The sequence below is a fragment of the Paenarthrobacter sp. TE4293 genome (assembly GCF_050435325.1).
Taxonomy (GTDB): Bacteria; Actinomycetota; Actinomycetes; order Actinomycetales; family Micrococcaceae; genus Arthrobacter; species Arthrobacter nitroguajacolicus_C.
In genome coordinates, this window is the sequence record NZ_JBNJRY010000004.1 from 252239 (window position 1) to 275698 (window position 23460).

A 23460-nucleotide genomic window follows, 5' to 3' on the forward strand; every position below is an offset into this window, starting at 1 on the left:
TGATTCCTGTTTGTTCCCAAACAAAGTCCGTTTCCCAGATACGCTGAACAGCCAATACGTGAGACCACTTTCATTAGACCATGTGATCCCACCCTTTTGTGTGGTTGCAGGCGATAAATATCACCCTTTAGAGCGCCGTCCGGGAGCGGGAAACCGCTCCGTGGATCAGCACCAATCCAGGTCTAACGAGGCACTGCCGTCTTGAGCCATCGGGTGAGCAGCGCAGCCTGCGGCGCCAGCGGGGCCAAAGTCAACGCACCCTTCACTACAGGTATCCCGTAGGCCGCCAGGGAAGCTGCCAATGTCCTGTGGTCCGTCCGGGTGCAGGCTCTGATGATGAGCAGGCACAGGGCGGATGCCTGGCCGGGAGCCGCTCCCGCCGCCACGGCCGCGTTGACGGCGGCAGTCTCTTCGGGGGTCAGGATATGCGGTCCGGTTCCAACGTAGGCCACTTGGCAATCGGTGACGTGCATGTACCGCGTGGAGGCCCACACCTCTTCGAGACTGGAAAATTTGCCTATGAGGCTGCCGTCGGCCGCAGTACAGGTGAATTGGTACCGGATCAGTGGTTCCGGACGCTCAATGGGGACCTTGTCATCGTTCGCGACGACGGGCGCCATATCGAGTCCGGCGGGTTGGGAAGTATCTACTTTGGTTCCTGAACAGCCGGCCAAGGCAAGAGTTGCCACACCGAGTTGAAGAACACTGCGCCTGCGCATGTTCACCGAGGGATCCCCACTTCATTCGGATGCTCCCCAGCTCCGCATGCATTGGTTATTCGCCCCAAGCCGTTTCCGGCTGCGTCTTAGTACATCTTCCCCCAAATTCCGCATTTGTCACTAGTAAAGTTCTGGCCGGCTTTCGGATCGATAGTATTGCCCGCCTCCGGGCGTCCGCCGCTGGCCGCGACGGAGCCGTCCTGACCCGTGACGGACCACGCCCATCCGTTGTCCCCAGCAGACGGTTTAACGAGCTGCACCCGTCCTGGTCCCTGCCGCCCAGGCGGCGAGGATCTTCCCCTGTGGAGCGTCCGGACAAAACTCCGCCGCGGCCATCAACGTTCCCTGGCCCGCTTCCGCGAAACCACCCGGACCGGTTTCATCGCTGATCCGTGTGCAGAGACGGAGAATGTCCAACATCGTTGAAAGAGCGTCGTCGGCCGCCACTCCTTGTGCTGCGGCTGTCGCAATGGCTTCTGCTTCCCGCGGCGTCGGCTCGAACGGTCCATCGCCCTCGAAAGCGACCTCACAGGAGGCCATGCGGGTGTAGTTGTTGGCGGCCCATACTTCGGCAAGGCTGGACAATTGGACCTCAGGCGACGCGTCGAGGCTGGTGCAGCGATATGAATACCGGCCCGGTTCGTCGTCGCCTGCTGAAGCTCCCGGGTCGCCTGCTGAAGTTCCGGGGTCGCCGGGTTCGCCGGTTCCGGGAATGGACGACGGCGACTGGCTGGGCTCTGCTGTGGCGCTGGCACTGCTTGGGGGCGCCGTAGTGGCGCCAGGGGTTGGCTGGGACGAAGGAGCCGTACAGGCGGCCAACAGCATCACCACCGGCATTGCCATGAGGAACAGTCTGCGCATTGTGACCTCCACCTCAATCGTGCGGTGCGTCGGTTGCGCGGTCAAGACGGAGGGGTTGGGACCAGCGCATCCGGACATTAACGGGATTCACTAGTGACAAATGTGAAAATTGGTGGAAGATGTACGTAGACGCAGCCGGAAACGGCGTGGGGCGAATAACCAATGCATGCGGAGCTGGGGAGCATCCGAATGAAGTGGGGATCCCTCGGTGGACACGCGCAATCGCAGTGTTCTTCAGCTTGGTTTGGCATGTCTTGCCTTCGCCGGTCGCTCAAGAACCTCTCATAAGACTCCCCGCCCCTTTGCGCTCAGCAAGGCGGCCGGAGGACAGCAACGCCACAAACTGACCGCAGTCCTGGCCACTGCCAGCCTCGCAACCGCTGCGCTCACGGGCGTTCTCGCGGCAGGGCCGGCTTTTGCGGACCAAGCACGCCAAACCGTGGCCTCAGGTCTGACAAAAGCCTCCGGCACCTTGGTTGACCCGGACGGTCGCTTGTGGGTTTCCGATGCGCGCGCCGGCTTCTGCCGTGTGACGGAAGCCTCCGGTGCCACCGCCGGTGGCATCGAAACGGACACCTGCCTCGGCGGAACCCTCGCTGGCCACGGCAGCGGCCCCGCCCTGGCCGGGACTCCGGCACTCATTGATCCGTCCCCCGCCAACCACGGCGATGGTGACGAAATCGCGTTCATTCCGGACGCCGCCGTCGGAAGTTCCGACGTCGTACGCGCCCTCTGGAATCCTGGCAACGGCGTCTTCGAGTATGACGGCGCGCTCACCATCTTCGACGGCGACCTGCGTCCAAACGCCGTCAGCGACGGCCCGGACGGCAACATCTACCTCTCCTTCGCCAATGCGCGGTCAATCGTCAAGATCGTCGATCCTACGGCGCTGCATCCGAGCATCGAATCCATCGCTTCCGTCAATAGCAAGGCCCTCAGCCTGGCTGCCACCCATCGCAACAGCGCGGGGAACGTGGTGGTGTATGTCGCCGAAACCTCCGGCTTGACGGTCTTCACCGCACCCGAGGACGGCGTCCTGACCAATTTTGTCCCGGCGCCCCTCTACAACGTCGGCAAGCCGACGGCCATCTACTACGACTGGCAGTCGCCCCTGGTTCTCTACACAGGAACCGGTGGCGGGACCACTACGGCCGATGCCGGCAAGGACACGGTCTCTCGCATCGACCTGAGCACGGACACCGTGGACAACCAATGGGCCCTCGGCTTCAGCAAGATCGGCGGCCTGGCCATGCGGGACGGCAAACTGCTGGTCATGGAAGATCCGGGACAACTGGATCCTGCCAAGCCCTCTGAGCGTGGAAGGCTGCTCACGCTCGGTGGCGTCGTACCATCCATCGTCAGCGGCCCGACGTCGGCAAACGGAAACCAGGCCGCCAACCCCGCCTTCACCAACGACTCGACACCGACATTCACCATAGCTTCGACGCCGCCGGGCGGCGCCCTTGAGTGCAGCCTCCAGCTGAGCACTGCGACGCCGGTCTGGCAGGTATGTTCAGGCGGGACCTTCACACCGTCAACGGCTTTGGCCAACGGCGCCTATACGTTCTCGGTGAGGGCGGCGCCGTCGGGTCTTCCCGTCTCCAGGACCTTCACGGTCGACCTGACCGCTCCCGCCGCGCCGGTGATCACGTCACCCACTGCCGGCGCAACGGTCAACGGCTCGCCGGTCCTCGGCGTGACGTCGGACCCCGACTCAACCCTGTCCTGCTCGGTGGATTCGACCACCACGTTTAACGCCTGTGCCAACGGGCAGGTCTTCAGCCTGGCTACGGCAGGTCAACACATACTCCGGGTCCGGGCAACCGACATGGCCGGAAACGTCAGCACAGTGGCCTCGGTAACTGTCACGGCAGACCTGACCGCACCACAGGTATCCGTCAGTTCGCCAGCAGAGGGCGCTACCGTGGGCATCTCGCCGTCGTTCACGTTCGCTTCCACCTCTACGGACATCGCAGGATTCAGGTGCAAGCTCGGCTCCAACGCCTACACGGCATGCACGTCGCCCAAGGTCTACACGAACGTTCCGAGTGGTCCGGTTACCTTCACGGTGGAAGCAAGGGACAACGCAGGAAACACGTCCACGGCTTCCAGGAACGTGACCGTCTTCGCCCCTGACACAGCGGCACCAGTCGTCTCTGTGGACCCGGCTGGAGGGACCTATGGGGGCGGCAAGACCATCGCCCTGTCGGTCAATGAAGCAGCGACCATCTACGTCACGACCGACGGCACGGCGCCCACGACGACGAGTCCCGTCTACGCGGGCCCGATTCCGTTGACGTCAATGACCCTGAAGTACTTCGCGCGGGACACCGCAGGAAATTCCTCGGCGGTTGTGACGCAGACCTACGTACTGGACGCCACGGCTCCGACGTTGACGATCACTCCAGCGGCGGGTGGCTATGCCTCGGGACAGCTCGTCACGATGTCTGCCAGTGAACCGGGCAGCATCTTCTACACCACCGATGGCACAACCCCGGCTACCGCTGCTTCGGGAAGCACCAAGGCCTACACAGCGGCATTCGCCATGACAGCGAACACCACAGTCAAGGCCCTCGCTGTTGACGCCTACGGAAACGCCTCTCCGGTAACCACCCGGGTGTACACCGTACTGGACACGACACCTCCAGTGGTCACGGTGACGCCGCCAGCGGGCAGCTACCCTGCCAACCAACAAATCACGCTCACGGCCAATGAGGCAGGTGCGAGCATCTACTTCACCACCAACGGAACGAATCCGACCGCTACGGCAGCCAACAAGTACACAACGGCCATCAGCCTCACGGCAGCGATGACACTGAAGTACTTTGCCGTGGACGCCGCCAACAACAGTTCAGCAATCGTCACCCAGGCCTACACCGTGACAGCACCACCGGCGAATACGTGGAAGGACTACACGGGTGACGCGAAGAACGACGTCGTGGCACGCGACAACGCAGGCACGCTGTGGCTGTATCCGGGTAACGGATCCGGAGGCTGGCTGACCCAACGTTCACTGGGGACCGGCTGGAACTCCTTGAATGCGATCGTTCCTACGAAGGACTTCAACGGCGACGGACGCAGTGACGTACTGGCACGCGACACCAACGGCGTCCTCTGGCTGTACCCCGGTAACGGTTCCGGAGGCCTCCAAACCCGCGTCCAGGCCGGTACTGGTTGGAGTGGCATGACGCTGATCCTGGCACCAGGCGACTTCAGCGGTGACGGCAAGGCCGATGTCCTGGCAAGGGACTCTGCGGGAGTCTTGTGGTTGTACCGCGGAAACGGCACCGGCGGCTTTGCCTCAAGTGCCCAGGTCGGCACGGGCTGGAATGCCATGAATGCCATCCTCAGTACCGGGGACTTCAACGGCGACAGCAAAACCGATGTCCTGGCCAGGGACACGTCAGGCATTCTCTGGCTGTATCCCGGCAACGGAACAGGCGGCTGGCTTAGCCGGGTTCAGGTCGGAAGCGGCTGGAGCGGGATGACAGCCATCCTTGGGCCGGGCGATTTCAACGGCGACGGCAAGAACGATGTCCTGGCCCGCGACGCAGGTGGGAACCTGTTCCTGTATCCCGGCAACGGAACTTCGGGATGGCTCTCCCGCAGCCAAATCGGCTGGGGCTGGGGCGGATTCACTTCGCTTCCCTAGGCACTGGGAAAAAGGGAGGGCCTGGACGCCAAGCGTCCAGGCCCTCCCTTTTGTCTCTGTCAGGCCACGCCTTACGTGCGCTCCTTCATGGGATGCATGGTCGGCCGGTTCGGGCTCGCCTGTATATCCAACTGGAGGGACACCAGCAGCATTTGCACGCCCAGCACAAAGGGCACCACAGCCAGCATCACCGATCCTGCGGTCGGAGAGCCGACGCTTGCGGCGAGGACCCAAATGCCCGCCACCAAGCCCATGACGATGAGGGCAATACCGGCGATCAGCAAAAGTGCTACGGCTGAGAAGGACCACACCATGTACTTCCACCACACACGGCGCCAGAAGCCACCGAAGAGCATGGCAAGAAGTTCGGGAATGACCTTCCGCAGCTTGATGCTGGAGACTTCGTTGCCGTAAACGGCCGGGATCGGCACATCCACGATCGGGACATCAAGGATGTTGAGGTGGATCAGGAGATCGTTTTCGAAGCTGTACCGCGCCGCCACTTTGTTCATGGGAAGACGGCGGAGTACCTCGGTGCGGATGGCCGTGTAGCCATTCTGGGGGTCGAAGATGTGCCAGTAGCCGGAGGCAAGCTTCGTCATGAAGGACAACACGATGTTGCCGAAGATCCGGTAGCCAGGCATCCCTGCAAACGACTCGCCCGAGAAGAAACGGTTTGCCTTGGCGAAGCCATAGCCATCAACCACGGGATCAAGAAGCTGGGGCAGGTAATCGGGATCCATCTGGGCATCGCCGGCCATGACCACATTGATGTCGGCACCGAGTTCCATGGCAGCTTTGTGTGCCGTGAGGACTGCGCCTCCCACGCCCTGGTTGACTTCGTGCCGAATCAAGGTGACACGGCCGTCGTCGGCGCGGCGTGCGGCACCGGAGGTGTCGTCCGGGCTGCAGTCATCAACAATGACGATGTCATCCACGAAATCAGGCATCGTTTCGATGACCTGCGCGATGTGGTTTTCTTCTTTGTAGGCCGGTACTACCGCGGCAATTCGAACGCCTCGATACATCGATTATCCTTCGCTGCTGTTTGGTGTGAGTTTCTGTGTTGGCGTGTCGGTGTCCGACTGGCCATCTAGCTGTTCGCTGCCGCTGTTCGGTTGCTTCTTTTGCGGGAAAACCCAGTGCTTGTAGATGAAGTAGTTCCACCCCATGGTCACGATCGTCGCAACCACTTTACCCACCACGTACCCGGCGCCGATGAACTCGAAAAGCTCAACAATGCCCATCACAGCCAGCGTGTTGAAAACCAGGAGTCCGGAGTAGCGAAGCACGCCACCCAGGGCCGTTCCCCCGCCGTTGAACGCGAAATGGCGCTGCAGGAAGTAGTTGAAGAAGAAGCTGCCCCAGAATCCGGCGCCGGTGGCCAGCCACAGCGGCCACCCGAAGACCTGGAAGCACAAGGCCAGCAGCCCGAGGTCCAGAAGGAAGCTCAGACCGCCGATCAGCAGGAACTTGAACAGGCTGGACGCAAGGAATTTGGAGATGAATGCCTTCATGATCAGCAGATCCTTCCTAGCGGTGCTATGCCGTCCGGATTCCGGTTCTCAAGGATCCCCGATACCCCATCAAGTTGGACACGGTCCTTGGCGGCGGCATCGAATGCTTCCTTGCCACCAGGCAACTGGGACCAATCGATCTTATAGAGGGCGGCGTTTCCTTCGCGCACCACGAGTTTAAGGTACGGAATGCTGTCAGGCTGTGTGAGCCCTGCCTTGGGCTCGTCCCATGCCCTGATCCTGCCGTCCGCGATGTAGACCCACTCGATGCCCAGTTCAGCTGCAGCGTCCCGGACTTCAGTATCCGTGGCCAGCTCCGGAAGCTTTTGGAGAACCAGCAGCTGACGGTTGGTAGGAAGGATCTCGAAGTGTCGGATCATGGGCATGCGGTTGCCGAGAGCGTACATCCAGACGGAGCCGTCGCAGGAATCGTTCAGCACTGTCGCATCCTGCGGCACGTACTGGTCGATCTTGCTGAGGAGTCCTACCTCGGATGCGCTCAAGGTTGCCCCGTCCACCTTGGTATTGATGTTGATGCGCTGGGCATTTTGCTTGAAGTAGGGGATCGCTGCAATACCACTGACAAGGAGCACCGCTGCTGCGGCACCAGCCGTCACCACATGGCTGGGCCTGCGCCGGACAGCCTTCGTCCCCTCCGTGGTGGAGTTCCCCGACCTGCTGCGTATTTTTGCGACCAACCACGCGATGGCCTCGGCAAACTGTGCCACTCCCAAACCTGCGAGCGGTACAAGGAGCATCACCAGAATGCCGAAGATGCGCCATTGGTCGTCGTAGAACGGGGCAGTCAACGTCATGAAACGGGGATTGTCCGTACCCATGGTGTAGACCGAAAGGAAGGCAAAGGCCAACACAGGACCGAAGTACCACCACATGCGGATTCTCAGGACTACAGCCAGGCAGCCCAGTGCCACGAGGGCCGTCAGGATCGGCATCGCCATGGAGCCGTGGTTCAGGAAAATGACGTTCTGGATAGCACCGTTGCGATCGGTGTCCGCGGCCCAGACCTGCTTGGATACCCGCTCGGACTCCTTCAGCATCTGGGCAATGATAGGCCAGCCGAGGACCACTGCCAGGACACCGGAGACCGCAAGGTACACCGTGATGCCAAGGATCCTGCCCTTGCGACGAATCAGCGCGGAAAGCAGCCAGAAGACCAGAACGGGCAGGACGACGAAAGCCAGCGAGGGATGGACCGCGATCAGTCCCACTGCTCCAAAGGCAATGCCGGGGATCCAGAACTTCTGCCGTTCCACGGCTCCCTTGACTGCCAGGAGGGCGAACGGACCCACCAACAGCATGCCGGCAAAGAACGGAATCAGGGGGCCACGCCACAGGAGATCGTAAGGGTAGACCGTGAACCAACCCGCGACGGCAGCGGCAGCTGCGACGGCGATCGGGCGGCGGGTGACCAGCATGGTCAGCGCCATGGTGCTCAACGGCAACTGCACGGCCATCATCACCAGCACGAAGACATTGAGGAACACCGGGATAGAGACACTGCTCATAGGCCAGAACAGCGACAAGACTGCATGGAAGGCAATCGGGTAGCTCCTGATGGGAGCCTCAGGAATCGTGGTGTCGTAGTAGGCGAAGTTGCCGGCGATACTCGGATCCCACTCGTGGTTCACCGAGATCAGACGGATCATGTTGGCGTGCCACGGAATATCCCAGTCCTGGTTGATCCCTTGAAGGCCTTCAGTTCCAACTATCCATGAGACAGCCGCTACTGCTCCGCCTGCGACCAGGCCTGCGAGGAGGATCCACCATGAGCCCGCGAATCGCTGCTTGCCGAATACGGCCGGCTGCTCGGAGGGAGCAAACTTATCCGGGAAGCGCCGCCTCAGGGTAAGCCGCAGGGCAAACAGGAGTGCCGACAGGACCAGCAGGACCACTGTCACGGGGAGCAATTGCCAGCTCAGTCCGAGCGCGTTTCCCATCACTCCGATGACGGTTAGTACACCCATCCCGAGCAATGGCGCCACTACGGGCAGCAGAATCCGGCGAACACCCAACGCTTCCCCCAGGATCCAGCCTGGGCCCCACCACAACACAACGATCAGGAGTACACACAACAGCAGCGGGCCGATACCCATTCCTACGATCGCCTTTCTTAGATGCTTCCACCAGCCATCCGTTGACAGACGACTCTTTGCAATTGGATGCGGGTTAGTTACGTTCCCGCAGCCACGCCACGGCTTGGTCGGCCGGACCTTCGAACTGGACCGTACCGGAGGACAGCACCACTCCCCTGTCGCAGATCCGCGAAATCATATCGAGGTCATGGCTGACCACCACCAAGGTGCGGCCCTCGTCAGAGAGCTGCTTGATTTTGGCCAGGCACTTCCTCTGGAACGGCTCGTCACCGACCGCCAGGATTTCATCCACAAGGAAAATATCAGGCTGGGTATGAACGGCCACCGCAAAGGCGAGCCGAAGGAACATACCCGAAGAGTAGAACTTCACCTCAGTGTCGATGAACTGTTCGATCTCGGAGAAGGCAACAATGTCGTCGAACTTCTCCTGGATTTCCTGCTCCGTCATGCCCAGGATGGCGGCATTGAGATAAACGTTTTCCCGCCCGGACAGATCCGGGTGGAACCCGGCCCCCACCTCGATCAAACCGGCAACCCTGCCCTTGGTGCGGACGGTGCCTTGATCGGGCAGGATGACACCAGAGATCAGCTTCAGCAGGGTGGACTTTCCCGACCCGTTGAAGCCCAACAACGCAACGGTCTCCCCCGGCTGGATCTCAAAGCTCACGTCGTGCAGGGCATCGAACTTCTTGGTGAGGTCCCCTTTTCGCCCTTTGACGAGCCACACAAGTGTTTCCTTCATGGAATGCGAGTGGCGAAGGTTGAATGTTTTCTTCAGGCCCTTGACGATTACTGCGGCACCCATTTAGACCTCCTGCGCAAAGTGGCCCTCGAGCCGTCGGAAGACAATCTGGCCAATAACAAGGAACAGTGCTGCCATGCCAAGGCCAATGAAACCAGTCACCAGGAGGTGCGGAGGCAGTTCGACAGGCTGATTCACCGTCGGATACCAGAAGGCCCAGTGGAACAGTTCCACCGCCACGGTAATGGGATTGAGCTGGTAGACCGTCAACACCCAAGGCGCAGCCAACCGGCGGATCATCGTCCAGTCGTACAGAACCGGCGAAGTCCACGTCACGATCATCATCAGCATGTCGACGATGTTCTCGGCATCGCGGAAGAACACGTTGATGGCACCCGCCAACAGCCCCAGACCTGTTGCCGTAACAGCCACAATGACAAACCCAAGAAGGGCGCCAAAGAGCTGCGCGACATCCGGATGCCAGCCGCTGAGCAGGGCAGCGGCCAGAAGGACGATCAATTGCGGGAGGAAGTGGACCGCAGCTACCCAGACGGAGGCTACGGGGAAGAGCTCACGCGGAAGATAGATCTTCTTGACCAGTGCCGCGTTCGACACGATTGATCGCGTGGCATTCGAAAATGCCTCGGAGAAGAAGTTAATAACGATGACGCCGGAGAACATGTACAACGCGTAGTTGGGAATTTGATCCCCGACCCGCAGCACAATGCCCAAAGCGAAGAACAACACCACATACTGGACGAGCGGCTTGACGTACGACCAAGCCAAGCCCAGTACCGACCCGCGATAGCGGACGCGAAGTTCTTTGCGGACAATCAGTTTGAGGAGGTACCGCCGCCGGTAGACGTCCAGCAGTCCGGCACCCACCCCCGGAACAGCGTAAGTATCAGTGGAGTTCGACATCGTTACTTGCTGGGCTCCGACGCTTCAAACGTTTTCCGCCAGGAATCCATCGAGGTGATCTCGGGGAGTGCTTCACGGTACTGGGCCCGGAGGGACTCCCAGTTGGAGAAAAGCTGGGCGTGCAGTTTTGCGGACTCGACCACCAGTTGGCGCGCCAGCTTGGGGTCACGCAAATGCCACGAAGCTCCCGTGCCATCGGCATTGGAGACGACGGCGCTGTCCAGGTGCGCAAGACTCCACCATTTGCCGTCCTGGTGGGCAACCTGCGCCTCGGGGTTTTCCTTGGCGGAATCGCGCACGGGAGCCAGCGTCTGCTTGAGGACCGTCTTCACGGCCCAGGGCAGCAAGCCGAGGGCGCCGGGCTGCTTGTAGGACTGGGGCTTCTTGGGGGGACGCTTCCGGAAGACCTCCGGGAACGCCCCGGGATCCGTCTTGACCTGGGAGTCCTGGAATTCCTCACGCATTGCGCGGAGTTTGGGCATCGTGGTGGGCAGTTGCTCATGAAGGTTCCCGGGGCCGGCGAGGACATCACGCAGTGCCATGATGCGGGCTTGCTCCGGGTAATACTGCATGGACACCAAATGCTTCACGTCGGTGTTCAGGCTTTCGCGCAGAATCCGCCCGCCCTTGGGGAATGGCGAGTGCAGAAGCGTGGCGATGAGCCTGTTGCGTTCGTGGTAGTAGGCCTGCCAGTCGACCGAGTCATCCTTGTCAGCCCAGGAAACGTGCCAGACGGCTGCTCCGGGAAGGGTGACCGTGGGAAAGCCCGCAGCCCTGCCACGGAGGGAGTACTCGGCGTCATCCCACTTGATGAACACCGGAAGGGAAAGACCAATGGTCTCCACGACGGTCTTGGGGATAAGGCACATCCACCAACCGTTGTAGTCTGCATCCCAACGCCTGTGCAGCTGCGGAGTGGACCGCAGGCCGGCAGAGGAGAAGTCGTGGTTCCCGAGCCCTTCCACCGGTCCCCACAGGAAGCGGTAGAAGTTCACGACCTCCGAGTAGGCGTGAAGGACTGACTTGTTGTACATGTCGAACATGTGTCCACCGACGATGGTGGGCTTGCGGCAGAGGTCCGCGAACGCCACCGCGCGCATGACGCCCTCGGTTTCAAGCTCAATGTCGTCATCCAGCAGCATCACGTAGTCGCTCTTGTCGGAAACGACCATCTCGTACATGTTGCGGGCGAATCCGCCGGAACCACCCAGGTTGCCCTGGTTGATGATACGAAGCTGGTCACCCATGGACTCGGCAACCGCATCAAATCCAGCTTCGTCGGCTACCTTCTTGTTGCCCTGGTCGACGATGATCAGCTCGGCAAGGATGTCCCGCAAACCAGCATCCGCGTCAATCGACTTGATGGTTTCGAGGCAGTAGTCCGCGCGGTTGAAGGTCGTCACGCCGAGCGTGACCTTACCTTGGGGGCGGCCCTCATCCGGAACGGACCAGTGGGCGCCCTTGAGGGTCATGCCGTCACCGCCGGCGATGAGGTCGAACCAGTACCAGCCTCCGTCACCAAACGGAGCCAGGGTCAGCTCGAAGTCGTTGGTCGACGTGCCCTCTACCAAAACGGAGTCAACGCGCTGTGAGGCGCCGCGGGCGTTGGAACGGTAGACAATGACCGTTCCTTCGCCTTCTGTTTCAAGGTGCAGGACCGTCTTCGTGGCAACGGTCCACTTCCGCCAGTAGCTGGCGGGAAAAGCGTTGAAATAGGACCCGAAGGAGAGCCTTTCACCGCGACGAACCTGGACGGAGCCGCGGTCAAGGATGTCTTCCGGGTGCAGCTTGCGCGTCATGCCAACAGCCTGCACGACGGCGCTGCTGTCGCCGTCTTCCTTTTTCACCTTGCTGGTGTCCGGGTCGACATACAGCGGAAGGGTGTCGAGGTCGCGGTTGGCCGGGAAGACTACACGCTGAACGATGCGCAGGTTTTCCTTGGCAGGTGCCGGGGCTTCCTTGGTGGTCATCGCAGTCTTCTGACTTTCGTTTGTAGTAGCCGTCATGCGTCCACTCCCCCGCTTTCAAGCTTGGCGCCGCCTGTGAAGTGCGGCTTGATCTTGTTGTCGAACATGGACAAGGCAGAGCCGATGGCCATGTGCATGTCGAGGTACTTGTACGTTCCCAGGCGGCCACCGAAGAGGACGGACTTCTCACCGCGGGCAAGGTCGCGGTACGCCAGCAGTTTCTGGCGGTCGTCCGAAGTGTTGACCGGGTAGTAAGGCTCATCGCCCTTTTCGGCGAAGCGTGAGAATTCACGCATGATGACCGTCGCGTCCTTGGTGTAATCGCGCTCGGGGTGGAAGTGGCGGAACTCATGGATACGCGTGAAGGCAGCATCGGCATCCGGGTAGTTCATCACCGAGCAACCTTGGAAGTCCTCAATGGGGAGAACTTCTTCTTCCAGGTCGATCGTGCGCCACGACAGGTCACCCTCGGCGTAGTCGAAGTAGCGGTCCACCGGACCGGTGTAGATGACCGGCACCTGGCCGAGGACAGAGGACCTTCCGAACTCGCCGTCGTCGAAGAAGTCCGTGTTCAGGACAACCTCGATGTTGGGGTGGTCGGCCATGCGCTCGATCCAGGCCGTGTAGCCATCAACCGGCAAACCCTCGTACGTGTCGTTGAAGTACCGGTTGTCGTAGTTGTACCGAACAGGCAAGCGCGAAATGATCTCGGCCGGCAGGTCCTTGGGGTCGGTCTGCCATTGCTTCCCGGTGTAGTGCTTGATGAACGCTTCATACAGCGGGCGCCCGATCAACTGAATGCCCTTGTCATTCAGGTTCTGCGGATCCGTTCCGGCCAATTCGCCGGCCTGTTCCGCGATAAGTGCCTTCGCTTCCGTCGGGCTCATTGCCGAACGGAAGAATTGGTTAATGGTGCCCAGGTTGATGGGCATGGGGTAAACCTCGCCCTTGTGGCTGGTGTAAACCTTGTGCTGGTAGCCGGTGAACTTGGTGAAGCGGTTCACATATTCCCAAACGCGTTCGTTCGACGTGTGGAAGAGGTGGGCACCATAGCGGTGTACCTCGATTCCTGTCTGCGCCTCGTTCTCGCTGTAGGCGTTTCCTCCAATATGGTGGCGGCGATCAAGCACCGCGACCTTCAGCCCCAACTCGGTAGCGGCGCGTTCTGCAATGGTCAGGCCAAAGAAACCCGAGCCGACGACGACGAGATCAGCGTTCACAAACTCTCCTGTGTATTGGCGTGCGGGCACAGAAATGCCCACGTCTACTGGTCAAGGCTACCCGACATGGCGTGTGTTCCCCGTATCCGGGGCGGCGCACGCTGGTGGCCGGGCACGTCGGGAAACGGCTAAGGGAGGCTGCCCGACGGCCAGCCTCCCTTAGTGCCCTGCTTAGTGCGGATTGCTCAAAGAGCGATGACTGAGCCGGATTTCGCGGAATCCAAAACAGCTTCCGCGACCCTCAATGTCTCAAGTCCTTCTGCCATCGTGACGATGTTCAGCGACTTTCCGAGAACTGCATCACGGAAAGCCTCGTGCTCCATTTTGAGGGGTTCGCGCTTGGCCAGTGCGAAGCGGGTTGAGGATCCCTCGGAAACACCGCGGAACGCAGCGACGGAGTCCCAGTCCGTCTGGAAGGTTCCGTTCTCGACGAACGTGAGGTCCGCTGAAATGGTGTCGGCTATGAACGCGCCGCGTTCACCAAGAACCACTGTGGTGCGTTCCTTCATCGGCGACAGCCAGTTGACAATGTGGTTTGTCACCACGCCGCTCTTGAGGTGGCCGATGGCAGTGACCATGTCTTCATGCTCGCGGCCGCTGCGGGAGGTGGTGTGGGCAACAACGTTGATGAAGTTGCTCTGGGCAAGCCAGGCCGTGAGGTCGATATCGTGGGTGGCCAGGTCCTTGACCACACCGACGTCGGCAATGCGGGCCGGGAAGGGGCCCTGGCGCCTTGTGCTGATCTGGTAAACCTCACCCAGGTCCCCGTTCTCCAAGCGGTCCCGGAGGCTCTGCAGCGAAGGATTGAAGCGCTCGATATGCCCGACGGCCCCGATGAGGCCCCTGGATTCGAAGGCTTGGGCGATGCGCCGGCCAGACTCGGAATCGTTGGCGATCGGCTTCTCGACGAGGCAGTGGATGCCGGCCTCCGCGAGCTGCAGCGCCACTTCCTCATGGAGGATGGTGGGCACTGCTGCCACAGCCATGTCTATGCCCTGGGCAATGAGTTCCTCAACTGTACTGAAAACAGTCAGGCCGTCGGCAACGTTGTGGGGGTCCCCAAAGGAATCTGCGACGGCGACGAGGTCCACGCCCTCCAGCTCGCGGATGACGCGGGCGTGGTGGCGGCCCATCATTCCCAGGCCGATGAGACCGGCGCGCAGATTCGCCACTAGCTTCCTGCCTTGGCGACAGCGTTGACGGCCGCAACAATCCGGTCGAGGTCATCCTGGCTGAGCGAAGGGTGGACCGGAAGTGACAGAACGCTTGCTGCTGAATCTTCAGTGACGGGCAGGTCGTCCGAGGTCTGGAAGGGTGCCAGCCGGTGATTGGGGATTGGGTAGTAGACGCCGCACCCAACGTTGTACTCTTCGCGCAGAGCTTTGGCAAAGCCGTCACGATCCTCAGCGATGCGGATCGTGTACTGGTGGTAAACGTGCTCGTAGCCTTCGGCGACCTTCGGAGTGACAACGCCTTCAATGTTGGCGTCGAAGAAGGCTGCATTTTCCTGGCGCGTCGTGGTCCATGCATTGACCTTGGTCAGTTGGACACGGCCGATCGCAGCGTGGATGTTGGTCATGCGGCAGTTGAAGCCAACCAGCTCGTTTTCGTATTGGCGTTCCATGCCCTGGTTGCGGAGCAACCGAAGGCGGCGCTCCACGTCAGCCAGGCCAGTGCTGACCATTCCGCCTTCGCCTGAGGTCATGTTCTTGGTGGGGTAAAGACTGAACATGGCGAAGTCACCGAAGGTGCCTACCTTGCGTCCGTTGACAGCTGCGCCATGGGCCTGGGCGGCATCCTCAAAGACCTTCACGCCGTGTTTGGCTGCGAGCGCTCCAATGGCGTCGACATTGAACGGGTGCCCGTAAAGGTGAACGGGCATGATGGCCGCGGTGCGGTCGGTGATCTTCGACTCCACTGAAGCCGGGTCCAGCGTGTAGTAGTCCGGGTCCACGTCGGCGAACACAGGAGTTGCACCAGTCAGCGCTACCGAGTTCGCCGTCGCAGCGAAGGTGAACGACGGAACGATGACCTCGTCTCCGGCGCCGATGCCGGCAGCCAGAAGGCCCAGATGCAGGCCCGAAGTACCGGAATTAACGGCAACAGCTGCCCTGCCGTCCAGGAGAACCTGCGAGAATTCCTGCTCGAATGACGCTACCTCCGTACCCTGGGCGAGCTGGCCGGAAGCCAGCACGGCATCAACGGCCTTGCGCTCTTCATCGCCGATGATTGGTTTGGCCGGGGGAATGAATTCGGGGCTCATGCCTCTACCTCTCGAAGGGTCTCGTTCTGTTCAACATACGTGGCGCCGGTTTCCGGGCATACCCAGTTGTCTCCGCTGCGCTGCAGCGGGAAACCAGCTTTGCCTACCCAACCATGGCGCTTGGCCGGAACTCCGACCATCAGGGCAAAATCAGGAACATCTTTGGCCACCACCGCTCCGGCGGCTACTGTGGCCCACCGTCCGATGGTCACGGGAGCGACGCACACAGCGCGCGCACCAATCGATGCGCCCTCACGAATAGTGACGCCAACGGGCTCCCAATCGTGAGCGCTCTTCAAGCTGCCGTCAGGGCTGACAGCACGGGGGTAGGTGTCGTTGGTCAGCACAACCGCCGGGCCGATGAAAACGCCGGGCCCAAGTTCCGCGGGCTCGTAGACAAGTGCATAGTTCTGGACTTTGCAGTTGTCCCCCATCTTCACCCCGGTGCCGATATAGGCACCTCGTCCCACGATGCAATTGACGCCCAACTCGGCCTGCTCGCGGACTTGGGCCAGATGCCAAATCTTTGATCCATCACCAATTACCGCCTTGTCTGAAACATCGGCGGTCTCTGCAACCACTATCACCGGTGAAGGTCCTTCCTCATTGAGCACACGCGACAACGAGATTCATCTTAGCTGAGACACCAAGCCCCGGCGTCAAACGCCCGGCCAGGGGTGGATCCGCTGCGGTTGTCCACATACGCCCGGTCCAGGGCTGCGGTCCGGGTCCAGCGCACCTACCGTCGAAGGCAACGGGCCACCTTTGAGGAGCGTGACCGTCACGGATCAGGCGGGAAGAAGAATCGAATGACCTTGGAATGCACGTTGGTGAGTGGACCGGAGGCGGTGACCTCTTATGCTCCGGAAGAACTGAGCATTGCCGTCTCCGTGGGCACGCCCGGCGCCCTGCTCCAGTCCATCCTTAAGCAGGAGCGCGGCACGGGAAGCCTGACGGTGGATGGACAGGATCTGTCCAGACTTACGGTCGGCACGCCGCCGCTGGTTTCCGGGGCGGTCATGGTCGATGGCCGTGGACCACTCCGCCAACCCGCAGAGATCTCCCTGCCCCTGATGCTGCAAACCCATTCGGGACCGGGTGCCGGTTCTGTCTTCCGTCTTCACCGCGGGCGGTTCAGGATAGGGCGGGGCCAAGCCGACGTTTCCATTCCTGACCCAGGCATGTCCCGGGAGCACGCCTTCCTGGATGTTTCCAGCAGCGCCCTGACGCTGAGTGGGGCGGACGCAGCCAACCCTGTCTTTGTAGACGGCCTGCCCACCCGCCGCAGGTCCGTGAGCTCGGAATCAACCATTGCGTGTGGCAGCTCGACCTTTTCTGTCGCCACGGAAAGAGGCCCGCTTCCGGAAATTTCCAACGACGCCGGCCGTTCCGTGGAAGAACCCCTTGAGGTGCCGCATGCGGGGCGACAGGGAAATCGTGTGGCGATCATCCTGACAGCTGGGCTGCCGTTGGTGGCGGGGGTGGGACTGGCCATCGCCACGGGGATGTGGATGTATCTGGGTTTCACCGCCATCTCGGCGGTCAGCCTCCTCATCCCCTTTATCACGGGGCGGAAGAGCCGCCGGGAATGCAGAGTGGCGGTAGCGCGCGCGGCAGCGGAAGATCGCGTCCGGCGACGACATTCGGCACCATCGGCTGCGGAGTTGGTCATGGCTGTCCTAGGCAGTTCAGGGACCGTAGCAGGGTGTGCTCCGCAGCCCGTAGTTGGGCCGGCCGTTGTGCTGCCTTCACGATCCTTGGCGGGATCATCGGCAGAAAGCGGCGGAGAATCCCCCCGGATATGGATCAGGATCGGCATAGCTGAGGCCGTGGCAAATGTCCGCTTGGCACCTGATGACCCGTTGTTCCGCCCGCCGGCCATCGGCGCCGCGGCAGTGACCCTGGATCCGCGGCCGACCACAGTCAGCCTTGACGGGCCCCCTGATCATGTGGATGCCGTGATCCGCTTCATGGTGATGCAGATTGCCGGCTTTCCGTTGGCCGCAGGGTCGCCCGTCATCCTCCTCGGAAGCAGCGGGAGGCTGCCCATCAGTGCGAGGTTCCTCCCCCATGTGGTGCTTTCGACGTCACCCGAGGCAGCCCTCTCTGCTCTCCGCCACCTGAACGCCAGCCTGAAGGGCAGGTTGATCGTCATCGACCATCCGGTGGATGGAAACACCGGCGCTCTTCCCCAACTGCTGAGCGCAGCCCGCACTGAGGGATGGCAAGTGGTGCATTGTGGACCGTCGCCCCGCCATCCAGGATGTCAGATCGAAATATCGCAATCCGGAACCAAAGGACACCTTGAACTGGCCGGCGAGCGCCGGGCGTTCGTTCCGGACCTCGTTCCGATGAACGTCTTTGACGCCTTCTGCCGGCAGATGGCATTGCGGGCGGGCGCCGGTCGTTCCCGCTTGGCGCATGCTGTTCCTGAGCAGAGCGCATTGGCGGACCTGCTTTCCTTCGGGACCAGGAGAATTCTCCTAAGTTGGGAAAAGAACGCTCAGACGGACGGACTCACGGCGCTTTTGGGCGTGGGCTGTGAGGCGGAGTTGACCTTCGACTTTCAGCTCGACGGCCCCCATTTGTTGGTCGCGGGCACAACAGGCGCTGGAAAGTCAGAGCTCCTCAGGACACTCGTTGCGTCCATCGCACTGAAGTACTCCCCCGACCACACAACTTTCCTGTTCTTTGATTTCAAGGGCGGCTCGGGTTTGCGCCCACTTGCGGGTCTCCCTCACTGTGTTGGACTCCTGACCGACCTTGGCGGACACCACCTTGATCGCACTCTCGCATCACTTCGTGGAGAGATCAGGTACCGCGAAGAGATGTTCGCGGCCGCTGACGTCACGGATCTGGTCCAGTACCACCGGGCCGATTCGGGCCCTCGTCCGTCCATCCCGCATCTTGTCCTCGTGATCGACGAGTTCCGGATGCTGATTGACGAAGCTCCCGGCGCAATCCGCGAGCTCATGCGCGTCGCCACCATTGGCCGTTCTCTGGGCATTCACCTGGTGATGGCGACACAACGGCCCCAAGGAGCGCTAACCGCCGACATCCGCGCCAACGTGACGTCGAGTATTGCTCTACGTGTTCAATCCGAGGCAGAGTCCGTGGACATCATCAATTCCAAGGAAGCTGCTTCCATACGGGCCGACACCCCGGGGCGGGCTTATCTGGCCCGGGCCTCGGGCAAACCGGAGGAGTTCCAAACGGCGTCACTGGCTGTTCCGCCTGTCGCCATGGCATCCCCGGGGCCCGGGGATGCTGCTCCACAGCTTGTCAAAGCCGCTGAACGGGCTCTGGCCGGCCATCAACTTCTCCACCCCTCTGGTGCCCCATCCACCGCGAAGCTCCAGGAAGAGCGCTCCGATGCCGGTGTTCAACAGCTCGTTTCGACCATCAAGGACGCATGGGGGCGACTCGGCAGGCCGCTGCCCCGGCACCCTGTGGCGGCACCTCTTCCGTCGTTGATTCCGTGGAGTGAGGAGCTTCCCGCCAGCGCGGAAGACTGCACGGACGCGGCGGGGACTCCCGCAGCTCAATGGCACGTCGGGCCGTTGGCGTTGGTTGACATCCCGGCCCGGCAATGCGTGAAGCCTTTACGGTGGTTGCCGGCTGAACATGGACACTTGGCCATGATTGGGAGTGCATCGAGTGGCATGCATGCTTGCTTCAGGGCAGTCTCAGCAATGCTGGCCACGCACGGACCCCAACCCCATTCGTATGTTCTGGACGGAGCCGGAATTTTGGGCGACCTCAATGGCCAACGACGGGTCGGCGCCGTCGCGGGCCTGTACGACCTGCCGCTGGCCGCCCTTGTTCTCAGGCGCATGGCCGAGGAGATGGACCGTCGACGCATCGTCAGCGAAGTCGAAAGGACCCGGATGCCTTTGGCTTTGATAGTCACTGGGTGGTGCTCGTGGGCGACCGCATTCCGGAACGGCCCCATGGCATGGGCGGAGGCCATAATGCAGGATATCGCGAGGGATGGTCGTTCTCTTGGCATCACAGTGCTGATCTGTGGCGAGAGGGAATTGGTTAGTTCCCGCTTTTTCGCCGCGATACAAAATCGCGCCTACTTTCCCCATGGCTCCACGGAAGAATCACGGTTTCACTGGCCGCGCCTTCCCGAAGTGGAAGGAATTTCCGGGCGCGCTTTCGCTACAGGAAACTTTGTCGAAGGACGTACCGCCGTCACGCAGTTCCGCGAAGCTCCAGATGCCGGGCAGTGGCCGTTCGCCGACCTCCCGCCCGGAGAATCGCCATTCCGTGTGCGGCCCCTCCCGGACCGCCTCAGTGAAGAGGACTTCCGTGAGGCACATGTGGCATTTGGCGTTCAACAAAAGCGTGGAGGCAAGGATCCCGGCAATCTGTTGTGGATTGGCGTTGGAGGCGATGAAGCCGACCCGGTATCGTTGCCCCTCCGTTCCAATGGAGTGAGCCTTATCCTCGGCAGCCCACGCTCGGGGAAGAGCTCGATTTTGGCGTCACTCCGTCGCCTGAATCCCTCTGTTCCTTGGGTGTACCCGCCTGCTGGAACACCTGCGGGCACCTTCTGGTCCTTGACCGGGCACGAAGCAACCCAAGGCATCCTGGATCCCGGCAGCATCCTGTTGGTCGACGACGCTGACTCTTTGGATGTCCCAGATCGCCAGGCCTTGGGCGCCCTGCTGGGAAAAGTCCGTGGAATCGTCATCACGGCCACGCCAGGGCCGGCGCTCGTTCATCACCTGCCGTTGGCACGGGATATCCAAACCTTGCGCATGGGTTTGGTCCTGGCACCCCAAACACCCCACGACGCCGATCTCCTCGGAGTTCGGCTGGAGGTCGACCGGGCACCACGCGCAGGACGCGGCTACATCGTGGATGCAGGGGACGTGAAGCCCTTTCACGCAGTACTTACGTCGGGCCCTTCACCCCAGGCCGTTCCGGACGGGTCCGGCTAAAGAACCTCGGACGTTCCGCCAGTGCGTGATGCATACGCGATGACGTCCTTGTGGAACAGGAAGATGATCGCGGCCGCGGCCGGGACAATCATCGCCAGCCCCTGCACCACCAGGCCGGCTGTCATGGTGGGGAACCCAATGGTGAGGACGAACAACTGGGCTACCAAAGCAGCGGCCCGGGTCCATCGATAGCCGCGAAACAGGAAATGCCCCACAGCAAACAACCAGACGGAGAAAGCAAGGAGCAGCCCCAGCGTAAAAACGGCCCCCCAAAAGGTCAGGACGGGGGCCCCCGTCAAAAGCTCATAGGCGTACCACGCGGCGGCGCCCATCAGCGCGAGGGCTTCCAGCAGGACAACGGCCGAAATCACGGTGATCCCCCGGGGGCGGCGACTGCCCGCAGGGGCACTGGTTTCGCGGCGCCCCTGCGCTTCGGAATTTTCACCGGGCTCCGGTCCGGAGGCGGGTTGGGCAGGGTTTACGGGAGGTCTTGACACACTGGCACACTACCCGACATAGTCAACTAGCAGTGAGGGCACTGGCGGCGGATGTGATGCATCGCTCACGGATTCCGGGCATTTCGGCCACTAACACCCCTTGTTTACAAGGCGTTAACATGAAACGCTTGACTCAGACGACCAAGGGGGCCCATGCGGGCCCCTTTCCTTTGGAGCCTCTCGTGAATGTTTTCACAAAAGGCCCTATCTAGTTCTCACGAATGGAGTGACTGATCAGCATGGATTGGCGTAATCGCGCAGCCTGCCTCGACAAGGACCCGGAGCTCTTCTTCCCAGTCGGCAACACCGGACCAGCACTTCTGCAGATCGAGGAAGCCAAAAGCGTCTGCCGTCGCTGCCCCGTCGTGGACACCTGCTTGCAGTGGGCGTTGGAGTCCGGACAAGACGCCGGCGTGTGGGGCGGCATGAGCGAGGACGAGCGTCGTGCTCTCAAGCGTCGCGCTGCCCGCGCACGCCGCGCTTCCTAGACCTCAGGATTAACGAAGGCCGCGGACCATATGGTCCGCGGCCTTTCCCGTTAAGTCCTGCTTTCGAGGGCTGCCTTTACGCGCGCGCCAGGTTCAGCACGATCTCGACGGCGGTACCGCCACCCTCGCGCGGGCTCCACTGGATTGATCCGCCGAGCTCGCTGGTCACCAAAGTCCGCACGATCTGCAGGCCGAGGCCTTCGGTGTACTGCCCGTCGGGCAGGCCTACGCCGTCATCGGCTATGGTCACGGTCAGGAACTCGTCGTTGCCGTCTCCGTCTGCCCGGTCGGCCAACAGCCACACCGTCCCTGTGCGTCCCTCAAGCCCGTGCTCAACGGCATTGGTCACCAGCTCATTAATGACCAAGGCCAAAGGAGTGGCAAAGTCGCTGGGCAACTCGCCGAACATCCCCGAACGTTCTGTTCGTACTTGCTGCGACGGCGAGGCAACCTCGGCAGACAACCTGAACTGCCGTCCGATCAACTCGTCAAAATCCACACTTTGGGTCAGTCCCTGCGACAGGGTTTCATGGACGAGTGCGATGGTGGCAACCCGGCGCATCGCTTGTTCCAGGCCCTGTTTCGCTTCGTCGCTGACCATACGCCGCGATTGCATTCGCAGCAGGGCAGCGACAGTTTGAAGATTGTTCTTCACCCTGTGGTGGATTTCCCGGATGGTGGCATCCTTCGTGACAAGCTCCATTTCCCGGCGCCTCAACTCGGAGACGTCGCGGCACAGGACCAGGGCACCAAAGCGGTGCTGTTCATCGCGCAAGGGAATGGCCCGCAGGGAAAGGCTGACTCCCCTGGATTCGATCTCGCTGCGCCACGGCATTCGTCCTGTGACAACCAATGGCAGTGTCTCGTCCACCATTCGGCGGTCCTTCAGCAGCCCGGCTGTCACTTCCGCCAGTGACCGGCCTTCCAGCGATTCAACTTCTCCGAGTCGCCTGAAGGCAGAAACCCCATTGGGGCTGGCGTATTGCACAATGCCTTCAGCGTCCAGCCTGATAAGCCCATCACCAACACGTGGGGCTCCGCGGCGGGAGCCCGTGGGAGAAGCGAAGTCGGGCCAGAGCCCAAGAGTTCCCATACGCAGCAAATCATAGGCGCACTGACGATAGGTCAGTTCCAGCCTTGACGGCATGCGGGAACTGGACAGATCCATATGGGACGTAACGACGGCAAGCGTTCGGCCGTTACGCACCATGGGAACAGCCTCAACACGGAGCGCCATCTCACTGCTCCAGCTGGTTTCGCTGGATCGCTCGATCGAGCGGCTGTTCCATGCCTTCTCCACCAACGGCCGGAGATCGGAACGGATGCCCTCGCCCACGAAGTCCGCATGGAACACCGTGTGTGATGTCGACGGTCGGACGTGGGCGAGGGCAATGTAACCGAACTCAGGGTGCGGAAACCAGAGGGCGAGGTCCGCGAAAGCCAAGTCGGCGACCATCTGCCAGTCACCGACGAGGAGGTGCAGCCATTCGGCATCTCCAGGCCCGAAATCAGCGTGTTCCCTGATGGGGTCTGTAAAGATTGCCACTGCA

Annotated in this window: 17 protein-coding genes; 3 read left to right on the forward strand and 14 right to left on the reverse strand. The window is 61.4% G+C overall.

Going from position 1 to position 23460, the window contains the following annotated elements; translation table 11 throughout:
- Window positions 1–182: 182 nt before the first annotated feature.
- Complete coding sequence (locus QF015_RS10055; protein WP_310209276.1) at window positions 183–719, reverse strand: hypothetical protein; 537 nt, start codon at window positions 717–719, stop codon at window positions 183–185.
- A 246-nt stretch (window positions 720–965) separates the two neighbouring features.
- A complete protein-coding gene (locus tag QF015_RS10060) occupies window positions 966–1580 on the reverse strand; it encodes a hypothetical protein (protein WP_310209022.1) in 615 nt (204 codons plus the stop codon).
- 208 nt (window positions 1581–1788) lie between these two features.
- Here QF015_RS10060 and QF015_RS10065 point away from each other — a divergent pair, with 208 nt between their 5' ends.
- The gene (locus tag QF015_RS10065) at window positions 1789–5232 is read left to right on the forward strand and encodes a chitobiase/beta-hexosaminidase C-terminal domain-containing protein (protein WP_429388714.1); all 3444 of its coding nucleotides are present in this window, start codon (window positions 1789–1791) and stop codon (window positions 5230–5232) included.
- Window positions 5233–5303: 71 nt separating this feature from the next.
- Here the strand turns inward: QF015_RS10065 and QF015_RS10070 are convergent, their stop codons facing one another.
- The 10 genes from QF015_RS10070 to QF015_RS10115 all read right to left on the reverse strand — a co-directional run bounded on the left by QF015_RS10070 (window position 5304) and on the right by QF015_RS10115 (window position 16590).
- Window positions 5304–6260, reverse strand: coding sequence for a glycosyltransferase family 2 protein (locus QF015_RS10070; RefSeq protein WP_089595595.1), 957 nt, complete (start codon window positions 6258–6260; stop codon window positions 5304–5306).
- Window positions 6261–6263: 3 nt separating this feature from the next.
- Window positions 6264–6749 carry a GtrA family protein gene (locus QF015_RS10075; RefSeq protein WP_429388717.1) on the reverse strand — a complete coding sequence of 162 codons (486 nt, stop codon included), beginning with the start codon at window positions 6747–6749 and terminating at the stop codon, window positions 6264–6266.
- Window positions 6750–6751: 2 nt separating this feature from the next.
- Window positions 6752–8863: a DUF6541 family protein gene (locus tag QF015_RS10080; protein WP_429388720.1), complete on the reverse strand. Its 2112-nt coding sequence runs from the start codon at window positions 8861–8863 to the stop codon at window positions 6752–6754.
- Between the two features lie 73 nt (window positions 8864–8936).
- Window positions 8937–9668 carry an ABC transporter ATP-binding protein gene (locus tag QF015_RS10085; protein ID WP_429388722.1) on the reverse strand — a complete coding sequence of 244 codons (732 nt, stop codon included), beginning with the start codon at window positions 9666–9668 and terminating at the stop codon, window positions 8937–8939.
- Window positions 9669–10526, reverse strand: a complete 858-nt coding sequence (locus QF015_RS10090) for an ABC transporter permease (RefSeq protein ID WP_310209035.1) — start codon at window positions 10524–10526, stop codon at window positions 9669–9671.
- A 2-nt stretch (window positions 10527–10528) separates the two neighbouring features.
- On the reverse strand, window positions 10529–12532 hold the full coding sequence (locus tag QF015_RS10095; RefSeq protein ID WP_429388725.1) for a glycosyltransferase: 2004 nt from the start codon (window positions 12530–12532) through the stop codon (window positions 10529–10531).
- Window positions 12529–13713, reverse strand: coding sequence for a UDP-galactopyranose mutase (glf, locus tag QF015_RS10100; protein WP_310209040.1), 1185 nt, complete (start codon window positions 13711–13713; stop codon window positions 12529–12531). Before glf ends, QF015_RS10095 begins: the two co-directional genes overlap by 4 nt.
- Window positions 13714–13898: 185 nt before the next feature.
- Window positions 13899–14885 carry a Gfo/Idh/MocA family oxidoreductase gene (locus tag QF015_RS10105; protein WP_310209042.1) on the reverse strand — a complete coding sequence of 329 codons (987 nt, stop codon included), beginning with the start codon at window positions 14883–14885 and terminating at the stop codon, window positions 13899–13901.
- Window positions 14885–15976 (reverse strand): DegT/DnrJ/EryC1/StrS family aminotransferase, encoded by a 1092-nt coding sequence (locus tag QF015_RS10110; RefSeq protein ID WP_429388727.1) that lies wholly within the window; start codon window positions 15974–15976, stop codon window positions 14885–14887. Before QF015_RS10110 ends, QF015_RS10105 begins: the two co-directional genes overlap by 1 nt.
- A complete protein-coding gene (locus tag QF015_RS10115; RefSeq protein WP_397337363.1) occupies window positions 15973–16590 on the reverse strand; it encodes an acyltransferase in 618 nt (205 codons plus the stop codon). Before QF015_RS10115 ends, QF015_RS10110 begins: the two co-directional genes overlap by 4 nt.
- Window positions 16591–16785: 195 nt before the next feature.
- On the opposite strand from QF015_RS10115, the gene QF015_RS10120 reads away from it, so the two are divergent.
- Complete coding sequence (locus QF015_RS10120) at window positions 16786–20925, forward strand: FtsK/SpoIIIE domain-containing protein (RefSeq protein ID WP_429388729.1); 4140 nt, start codon at window positions 16786–16788, stop codon at window positions 20923–20925.
- On the opposite strand, the gene QF015_RS10125 is transcribed toward QF015_RS10120, so the two are convergent.
- On the reverse strand, window positions 20922–21422 hold the full coding sequence (locus QF015_RS10125) for a hypothetical protein (RefSeq protein WP_310209051.1): 501 nt from the start codon (window positions 21420–21422) through the stop codon (window positions 20922–20924). The genes QF015_RS10120 and QF015_RS10125 overlap by 4 nt on opposite strands.
- Before the next feature lie 239 nt (window positions 21423–21661).
- On the opposite strand from QF015_RS10125, the gene QF015_RS10130 reads away from it, so the two are divergent.
- Complete coding sequence (locus QF015_RS10130) at window positions 21662–21910, forward strand: WhiB family transcriptional regulator (RefSeq protein ID WP_003804966.1); 249 nt, start codon at window positions 21662–21664, stop codon at window positions 21908–21910.
- A gap of 76 nt (window positions 21911–21986) precedes the next feature.
- Here QF015_RS10130 and QF015_RS10135 read toward each other — a convergent pair whose 3' ends face one another.
- Window positions 21987–23456, reverse strand: a complete 1470-nt coding sequence (locus QF015_RS10135; protein WP_310209053.1) for a sensor histidine kinase — start codon at window positions 23454–23456, stop codon at window positions 21987–21989.
- Window positions 23457–23460 lie beyond the last annotated feature (4 nt).